Genomic DNA, 8,461 nt, shown 5'->3' on the forward strand with positions numbered 1-8,461 from the left:
AATGGTAATTTACAATAAGGATAAAGGGAGCGCGCACCCTCAAGAAAGGAGGTTACACCCCATGAAGAAACAGCCGGACAAGGGAAAAATCACAGCCCTGTACGAGCGTCTTTCCCATGACGATGAGCGAGCCGGGGAAAGCGTGTCGATAGAAAACCAAAAGCGCATTTTGGAGGACTACGCCCAAAAGAACGGCTTTACGAATATCCGGCACTTCACCGATGACGGAGTGCGGGGAACGACTTTCAAGCGTCCGGGGCTGGACGCTATGCTGGAAGAAATCCGGGCGGGAAATGTGGCTACGGTCATTATCAAAGACCAAAGCAGGATTGGCCGTGATGTTGTCGAAGTGGGGCTTTTGAAGCGCACCTTTGACGAGTACCATGTACGCTTTATTGCGGCAAATGACAACCTTGATACCGCCAACGGCTTTGATATAATGTCCATTTTCCGAGATGTGATAAACGAGTGGTATGTTGCCGACACCAGCCGGAAAATCAAGACCGTTTTCAAGTCGAGAATGGAAAAGGGCTTGCGCTGCTCCGGCAGCGTCAGCTATGGCTACCTTGCGTCCAAGGAGAACAAGGGCGAATGGGTAATCGACGAGGAAGCCGCCGCCGTTGTGCGCCGTATCTTCCACAGCGTTGTTGCCGGGGAGAGTATCGCCAGCATAGCAAGGGCACTCCGCGCCGAGAAAATCCCTATCCCGTCCGAGCATTGGAAGCGGATAGGCGCACCCGTCCGGTCGGCGAAGTACACAGACCCCTACGCATGGTCAACAACAACTATCAGCTATATCCTCAAACGCCCGGAGTACACAGGGCGCAAGGTTTTAGGGAAAACCGTCTGCGAGAACTACAAGACCAAAAGCACCCGCAAGACCGCGCCGGAGGAACAGTATATTTTTGACGGGGAAATCCCCGCCATTGTGGACGAGGAAACATGGAACACCGTCCAGCGGCTTATGGGAACAAAACGCCGCGCCCCCAAGCGGCAGAACACCCCAAACCGCTTGACCGGGCTTCTCTACTGCGCCGACTGCGGCGCGAAGCTGACCCACCGCAGCAGCCTTGTGCAAGGCAAGTATCTGGACGACGCTTTTGTGTGTTCCAGCTACCGCCAGCTTACCCGCGACTGCACCATGCACTATATCCCCACCGCGAAAATGGAAGCCGCCATTCTTGCCGCAATCCAGCGCGTGAGCTGGTATGTACGGCACAATGAAGCGGAGTTTATCGAGCGTGTGCGGAAAGCCACCGACCAGCACCAAGAAAATGCCGTCAAGGAGTACCGGCAGAAAGTGAGCAAGGCGCAGCGGCGGTATAAGGAGCTGGACGGGCTTGTAAAAAAGCTGTACGAGGGAAACGCCACAGGCAAGATACCCGATAAGCACTTTACCCGTCTGCTTGCCGAATATGACGTGGAACAGACCGGGCTGGAAGCCGCTATCGCACAATGGCAGGAAGCAATCGAGAGCTGGAACGCCGACAGGCTGAAAACAGATAAGTTTATCGAGCTTGTGAGCCGCTACACCGACTTTTCCGAATTGACAACGCCCATGCTCAACGAGTTTATCGAGAAAGTGGTTGTCCATGAGGGCGAGGGGCGCGGGAACAGCCGCCGCCAGCGGATAGATATTTACCTCAACTTCATCGGCGCGTTTGAAGTCCCCGCCCATATCGTTACCCCAATGGAAGCCGAGGAACAACGCCGCCAGCAGGAGGAACAGGCGGCAAAGGAAGCCCGTTCACAGGAGCTTGCCAAAGCGCGGGAGGAAAAGCGCAAGGCAGAGAAGCGGGAGTTTACCGCGAGGAAGAAAGCGGGCTTGCTGACCCCGGAGGAACAGGCGGCAGACGAAGCGCGGTTAGCCCATAACCGGGCATGGCAAAAGGAATGGCGGAAGAAACGGAAAGCCGCCGAGCCGCCCAAGCCCCCGAAGCCGAAATCCTTAAAGGAGCTTGCCGCGCTGCAAAAGGCCGGAGCCGACCTCACGCCGGAGGAAGCAGAACGCCTTGCCGCTTACCGCGAGAGGAAAAACCGCCAGCACAAGGCATGGTATGAACGGCAGAAAGCAGCGCAGCCGCCCAAGCCCCGGACGCTCAAAGAGCTTGCCGCCGCGCAAGTCGCGGGACAGCCCCTCACGCCAGAGGAAACAGAACGCCTTGAAGCCAGCCGGAGCCGGAAGAAGAACGCCTACCAAGAACTGAAAGCCCAAGCGGAAACCGACCCCGCCGCAGCCGCCGAGCTTGCAAGGCGGCGGGCTTACCACTCGGAAGCCACCAAGAAATCCCGCCAGAAGATGTACGAGGAAGCCGCAGCCGGAAACCCCGCAGCCCAAGCCCGGTATGAGAACTTCCTTGCTGCAAGGCGGGAGAACTACCACAGGAAGAAGCACGACGAGAAAGGAGAACAAATCGCATGAGAAGATTGATTGATAACGGGAACCGCCCCATTACCCCAAAGCCCCATATCGGCCACTACGGGCGGCTGCGGAAAGCCTATCTGGAACAATACCGCCACCGCCTTTATACCGCCCTTGTAGCCAGCGAGAAGCTATACCCCCACCTTGCGGAAACAGACCGGGCGGCGCGGGATATGCTGGACTACCTCATGCCCCGCCTTGCCAGAGAAGCGGGAGCCACCGAAGCCCTCAAAGCCGCCGACCCGATGAAATGGGTAGGTTTGATGAACAACTGCAAGGCGATAGCCGAGGAAATCGTAATGCATGAGTTAATCTATGTTTAACGGTCAAGAGCCGGAAAAATCGGAAATCTTGCGATAACAGCCGCCCTGACGAACCATTCCCCGTCCGGGCGGTTTTTATCGTCAAAAACGCCGTTTTCTCCAAGTCAAGAGCCGGAGAAAACACCCGAAAAATGCCCCTATTGCATAACAGGGGCGCAGAAAGGAGAGCTTATGAGAACAGGGCTTACCAAGCGGGAAAAGACCACCGACATTTGGTTTGACGAGAAAGACCCCCTTATCCATATCCGCACCCACAACACCGCCTTGAAGAAGCGTCTGCTTGCATACAGCCGCCGTTATCCGGCGATCTGCCAGCAGACCGACGCAGACCCGGAAACGGGCTGCATGGAGTTTGATATTGAGAAAGGCCGCTTCTCTTTCCGTCTGACCGCCCCATACAGTGAGGAACGGCGGGAAGCAGCGCGGCAGTTTGCCAAGGAAAACAATGCCGCCAGCAGACTGAAATGAGGTGGATTTGTTCATAATCCTGTGCTATACTTCTCTTGAAAAAAGAACAACAAATCGAAATTTTGAGGAGGTTTACTATGATATATAAGTTTACGGAAGTATTAAACGATCTTGTTAATTATTTTATTCTTGGTGACATTTTACTACTGGAAAGTTGGAAAAGAGCCAATAATCTTTCAGACGATTTGGCAACGGAATTTACCACAAATGAAAGTGGGGATAGGGCTTTTAGTGAAGGTATTGTTATCCCCATGAGTGGCATTGAAAACTATCCTTATACCGTATTGTTTAATCTCTCTGGTGATAAACCGGAGTTGTGCAAAGGGGAAAGCCGATTGCAGTTTAGAAGGAGTGGTTATTCCCTCAAAGTGGATAATAATATGCTTATGCTTTTTACATGGCACATATTAAAACAGTTTACTCCCGAAAAAGTGAAAACTCTAATTTCTTATTACAGACAGAATAAAAAGCCAATTGTCGAACTTGCAAATGGCTGGTATCATATCGAGATTTTGGGTGGAGAAACCTTGCAGGACGGGGACTATGAGCCTACATTTGAATTTGTGATACAACCAATAGAAAATGAAGAAAAAGCCGCAAATGCTGATATGAATTTAAGCTTTGAAATTATAAGTTCTGCTTATTAAAACTAAATATATTATCCACAAGGGCAGCCGAGAAAATCGACTGCCCTTTTTCCATGCCTACGGGCAGAAAGGAGCGACCAGCTATGACGAAACCGAGGGAGAAAACCCGTGAGGAATTGACCGCCGAGATTGAGGAAGGCAAGAAGAAAATCCGGCAGTTTGAAAACCGGGAGAAAATCATCAAGCAGAAGCTATCCGTCGAGGAACGCAAGGCGAGAAACCACAGGCTTTGTAAGCGCGGCGGCTTCATGGAGAGCCTTGTGCCGGAGCTGATTGCCATGCCGGACGAGGACGCGAAAGCCTTTTTACGGCTTGCCTTGATGAGCGAGCCAGCACAGGAGTTTTTGAAAAAACGAGCCGGGGACGGGAATGCGGAGTAATCCCTTTGGAACAAAGGGCGCACTTATACACCCTTGCGGGCGTGTGCGCTCTGCCGAGGGCTCATCTCCGCACAGGGAACTTTCCCCGCGCTCCGATATGGCGACTTTGCCGCAACAAGGGGCTGCACCCCTTGCGCCGCTTACGCGGCTATCCCTGCACACCCACAAAAACAGTACACCCGCCGTTGGTGTCTGTACCATTTTTGCGGGTCTTGTTATCCTATCCGGGAGGTGATACCCATAGCCATCTATCATTGTAATATCAGCATTGTCAGCCGGGGCAAGGGCAAATCAGCCGTTGCCGCAGCCGCCTACCGAAGCGGCGAGAAAATCACAAACGAGTGGGACGGAATGACCCATGACTACACCCGCAAGCGCGGCGTTGTCCATACGGAAATCCTATTGCCGCCCCATGCCCCGCCCTCTTTCTCTGACCGCGCTACCCTATGGAACAGTGTGGAGCTTTACGAGAAAGCCGGGAACGCCCAGCTTGCCAGAGAGATTGACGCAGCACTCCCCATAGAATTATCCAGAGAGGAACAGATCCGGCTTGTCCGGGAATACTGTTCCTCTCAATTTGTTTCCAGAGGAATGTGCGTTGACTTTGCCATTCACGACACTGACAGCGGCAACCCCCATTGTCATATCATGCTTACCATGCGCCCCCTTGACGAGCGCGGCGCATGGGCGGCGAAGTCCAAAAAGGAATATGACCTTGACGAAAACGGCGAGCGCATACGCTTGCCAAGCGGCAGATATAAGACACACAAAGTTGACCTCACAGGCTGGAACGACAAGGGCAACGCGCTTTTGTGGCGCAAGGCATGGGCGGATATTTCAAACGCCTACCTTGAACGCGCCGGACACCCGGAGCGTATCGACCACCGCAGCAACGCCGAGCGCGGCATTGACGAGCTGCCTACCGTCCACATGGGCGTAGCGGCTTGTCAAATGGAGAAGAAAGGCATAGCCACCGAGAAAGGCGAGCTGAACCGGAATATCCAAAAGGCAAACCGCCTTATCCGGGAAATCCGGGCGCAGATTGGAAAGCTCAAAGAATGGATTGGCGAACTGTTCAAGGCGCGGGAAACTGCCCCGGAGCAGCCCCCGCAATCCCCCGGCCTTGCAAATCTGCTGATGAAATATTTAAGCGTTCAGAGAGAAAAGAGCCGGAAGTATTCGCAGAGTTGGCAAAGGCAGCACGCCGCCGATGAACTGAAAACCGTTGCAAAGGCGGTCAACTATCTTTCCGAGCATGGCATTTCCACCCTTGACGAGCTGGACGCTGCTCTTTCCTCTGTCAGCGATAAAGCCTATTCAATCCGGGAGGGAATGAAAACCGCCGAGCAGCGCATGAAAGAGCTGCAAAAACTCATGGAGTACGGCAGAAATTATCAAACCTACAAGCCCATACAGGACGAGTATCGGCAAATCCGCTGGAAAGGAAAACAGGAGAAGTTTGCGGAAGCCCGCCGCGCCGAGCTTACCCTATGGGACGCGGCAAACCGCTATCTCCATGCCCATTTGCCGGAGGGCGTGAAAACCCTGCCGATCTCCGCGTGGGAGAAAGAATATACCGCCCTCAAAGCACAGCGGGAAGCGGAATATGAAACGCTGAAAGATACCCGCGCCGAAGTTGCCGAGCTTCAAAAAATCCGCAAATGCGTGGATATTGCACTCCGCGCCGACCAACCGGCACAGACGCAGAGCCGCACCAAGCGGCAGGAACAGGAGCGATAAAGGAAAGGACGGGCAAGCTGTTCGGCTTGTCCGCCCTCTGTACTATTGGATGGATAAAAGGCGACTCATTTCTTTTTGAATTTTGTTACAATCTTATTTACCCATATATCTACAATTATATCACCTATGGTTGCAAGGAAATCAACTATTAAATCAATCATAAGATCACCTCTTAAATCCAACTTGCTAACCCCATTATATTTGAAATCTGTGAACAATTCAACCACAGAAAGAGAGGTATCAACCATGTATTACACCCAAGAACAGATAGACCGGGCGAACCAAGCCGACCTTGTTTCTTTCCTACAATCACAGGGCGAGCAGCTTACCCGCGCCGGAAATGAATACCGCTGGAAACGGCACGACAGCTTGACCGTCCGGGGAAACAAATGGTACAGGCACAGCCAGAGCAAGGGCGGCGGCCCCGTCGATTTTGTCATGGAGTTTTTCGGCAAGAGCTTCACCGAAGCCGTGGAACTTCTCACAGGAGAAAAGGGAGCCGTACCGCCGCCGGACAGACCTTGCCCCGCGTCCCTATCCGACTTCCGGCTACCGCCCCCAAACAGCGACAATCGAACAGCGAGGAACTACCTCACAGCAGCCCGCCGCATTGATGAAGATGTGACGGGCTTTTTCTTTGCCCGCGGCGATATTTACGAGGACGCAGCCCACCACAACGCCGTATTTGTGGGGCGGGACGAGGACGGAATACCGCGTTACGCCCACAGCAAGGGGACGGCGGGAAACTTCCGGCTTGATGTGAAAGGCAGCGACAAAGCCTTTAATTTCTGCTACCGGGGCGAGAGCGACAGGCTTTTTGTCTTTGAAGCCCCCGTTGACCTGCTCTCTTTCCTCTGCCTGTTCAAAAAGGCATGGCAGAAACAGAGCTATTTGTCATTGGGCGGCGTGGGAGAAAAAGCCCTGTTGCGTTTCCTCTCTGACCGCCCAAACATCAAGACCGTTTACCTCTGCCTTGACAGCGACCAAGCGGGAAACGACGCTTGCAGCCGCCTTGCGGAGCTTGTGCCGGAGGGATATACCGTCCACCGCCTTGTGCCGCTGTTTAAGGACTGGAACGAGGTATTGCAGCACCGGGCAGAAATCACAGACGGGAAGTATATCCGGGAAGCGGTTTACGGCTTGAAAGAGCCGCCGCAGGAAGAAACCGTCGAGATTATTCGCATGAGCGAGGTTGACACACAGACCGTTGAATGGCTATGGGAGCCGTATATCCCGTTTGGAAAAGTAACCATTGTGCAAGGCAATCCCGGCGAGGGCAAGACCACCTTTGCCCTACGCCTTGCCGCCGCCTGCACCACCGGGGGAACGCTGCCGGGAATGAAGCCCTTGCCGCCATTCCAAGTGATTTACCAGACCGCCGAGGACGGGCTGGGCGATACCGTCAAGCCCCGCTTGATAGAAGCCGAAGCCGACCTTGACCGCGTGCTTGTGATTGATGAAGCCAAGCGGGAGCTTACTCTCTCCGACGAGCGCATAGAAAAGGCAATCACGCAGAACGAGGCGCGGTTGATTATCCTTGACCCCATACAGGCGTACATGGGCGAGAAAACCGACATGAACAGGGCAAACGAAGTGCGCCCCATGTTCCGCCGCCTTGCCGATGTTGCCGAGCGTACCGGGTGCGCCGTTATCCTTATCGGACACTTGAACAAAGCTGCCGGAGGGCAGAGCGCATACCGGGGCTTAGGTTCTATCGACTTCCGCGCCGCAGCAAGGAGCGTCCTGCTGATCGGGCGCGTGAAGCGGGAGCCGAATGTGCGTGTTATCGTCCATGACAAATCTTCCCTTGCGCCGGAGGGCAAGCCCGTTGCCTTTTGCCTTGACCCGGAAACAGGCTTTTCATGGATAGGCGAATACGACATAACCGCCGACGAACTGCTATCCGGCGCGGGCGGGAACACCACCACCAAGACCGAACAGGCCGAGAAGCTGATACTTGACTTACTCGCAGACGGGAAAGAGCTTGCCAGCGAGGACATTGTAAAGGCCGCAGCCGAAGCTGGAATATCCGAGAGGACGGTTAAAAATGCCCGCCGCAATCTTGATACCCGGATAGAAGTCATACGCCGGGGAAATCAATGGTACTATCGCAGGAACGAAGCCAAGAGTGCAAAGTAAGAATGCAATCCGTAGATACCTTTGCATTGTTGCACCCTTGCACCCTTACCCGATATGACCGCCTCATGTGCCGACCACATGGGGCTTTATCTTTGAAAGGAGAGCCTATGAACAATGAAACCAGCAAGACCAGCACCCCCGCAGCCGTTTCCCCTCTGACCGCCAAACCCGACCTTGTGAAGAACATCGGCGGCACGACCTTTGACATTCATATCCATTTCAGCGAAACCAGCCGGGAAACCTTTACGGACAAGGTTGTGCGCCTTATCCAGAACGACAGCGGCGATGAAACCGCTTAAAAGCAAGATACTATTTTCTTGTTCCTTATTGACAAAACCCGAA

The 8,461-nt window shown here is 53.8% G+C and carries 9 protein-coding genes; 8 read left to right on the forward strand and 1 reads right to left on the reverse strand.

What is annotated here, in order from left to right:
- The first annotated feature begins 61 nt into the window (after positions 1–61).
- From DWV16_RS18410 to mobQ, 6 genes are all read left to right on the forward strand, one after another.
- A complete protein-coding gene (locus DWV16_RS18410; RefSeq protein WP_117534720.1) occupies positions 62–2,422 on the forward strand; it encodes a recombinase family protein in 2,361 nt (786 codons plus the stop codon).
- Positions 2,419–2,745, forward strand: a complete 327-nt coding sequence (locus DWV16_RS18415) for a TnpV protein (RefSeq protein ID WP_117534721.1) — start codon at positions 2,419–2,421, stop codon at positions 2,743–2,745. The genes DWV16_RS18410 and DWV16_RS18415 overlap by 4 nt, the downstream gene beginning before the upstream one ends.
- A gap of 171 nt (positions 2,746–2,916) precedes the next feature.
- Positions 2,917–3,213, forward strand: a complete 297-nt coding sequence (locus DWV16_RS18420) for a hypothetical protein (RefSeq protein ID WP_117534722.1) — start codon at positions 2,917–2,919, stop codon at positions 3,211–3,213.
- Between the two features lie 77 nt (positions 3,214–3,290).
- Positions 3,291–3,860, forward strand: coding sequence for a hypothetical protein (locus DWV16_RS18425; protein WP_117534723.1), 570 nt, complete (start codon positions 3,291–3,293; stop codon positions 3,858–3,860).
- 83 nt (positions 3,861–3,943) lie between these two features.
- Positions 3,944–4,240 (forward strand): DUF3847 domain-containing protein, encoded by a 297-nt coding sequence (locus DWV16_RS18430; RefSeq protein ID WP_117534724.1) that lies wholly within the window; start codon positions 3,944–3,946, stop codon positions 4,238–4,240.
- 231 nt (positions 4,241–4,471) lie between these two features.
- Positions 4,472–5,980 carry a MobQ family relaxase gene (mobQ, locus tag DWV16_RS18435; protein WP_117534725.1) on the forward strand — a complete coding sequence of 503 codons (1,509 nt, stop codon included), beginning with the start codon at positions 4,472–4,474 and terminating at the stop codon, positions 5,978–5,980.
- Positions 5,981–6,045: 65 nt separating this feature from the next.
- On the opposite strand, the gene DWV16_RS18440 is transcribed toward mobQ, so the two are convergent.
- Positions 6,046–6,228 (reverse strand): hypothetical protein, encoded by a 183-nt coding sequence (locus tag DWV16_RS18440; protein WP_118043022.1) that lies wholly within the window; start codon positions 6,226–6,228, stop codon positions 6,046–6,048.
- Between DWV16_RS18440 and DWV16_RS18445 the strand changes: the two genes are divergently transcribed.
- Positions 6,227–8,119: an AAA family ATPase gene (locus DWV16_RS18445; protein WP_242985068.1), complete on the forward strand. Its 1,893-nt coding sequence runs from the start codon at positions 6,227–6,229 to the stop codon at positions 8,117–8,119. The two genes, DWV16_RS18440 and DWV16_RS18445, sit on opposite strands and share 2 nt — an antisense overlap.
- A gap of 107 nt (positions 8,120–8,226) precedes the next feature.
- Positions 8,227–8,418 carry a transposon-encoded TnpW family protein gene (locus tag DWV16_RS18450; RefSeq protein ID WP_087286542.1) on the forward strand — a complete coding sequence of 64 codons (192 nt, stop codon included), beginning with the start codon at positions 8,227–8,229 and terminating at the stop codon, positions 8,416–8,418.
- Positions 8,419–8,461 lie beyond the last annotated feature (43 nt).

This window comes from Anaerotruncus sp. AF02-27 (genome assembly GCF_003465835.1).
GTDB classification, from domain to species: Bacteria; Bacillota; Clostridia; order Oscillospirales; family Ruminococcaceae; genus Anaerotruncus; species Anaerotruncus rubiinfantis.

Coding starts and splice junctions, on each gene's coding strand:
- DWV16_RS18440 (WP_118043022.1), bottom strand. CDS start 6,228: ATGGTTGATACCTCTCTTTCTGTGGTTGAATTGTTCACAGATTTCAAA.
- DWV16_RS18410 (WP_117534720.1), top strand. CDS start 62: ATGAAGAAACAGCCGGACAAGGGAAAAATCACAGCCCTGTACGAGCGT.
- DWV16_RS18420 (WP_117534722.1), top strand. CDS start 2,917: ATGAGAACAGGGCTTACCAAGCGGGAAAAGACCACCGACATTTGGTTT.
- DWV16_RS18445 (WP_242985068.1), top strand. CDS start 6,227: ATGTATTACACCCAAGAACAGATAGACCGGGCGAACCAAGCCGACCTT.
- DWV16_RS18430 (WP_117534724.1), top strand. CDS start 3,944: ATGACGAAACCGAGGGAGAAAACCCGTGAGGAATTGACCGCCGAGATT.
- DWV16_RS18450 (WP_087286542.1), top strand. CDS start 8,227: ATGAACAATGAAACCAGCAAGACCAGCACCCCCGCAGCCGTTTCCCCT.
- DWV16_RS18415 (WP_117534721.1), top strand. CDS start 2,419: ATGAGAAGATTGATTGATAACGGGAACCGCCCCATTACCCCAAAGCCC.
- DWV16_RS18425 (WP_117534723.1), top strand. CDS start 3,291: ATGATATATAAGTTTACGGAAGTATTAAACGATCTTGTTAATTATTTT.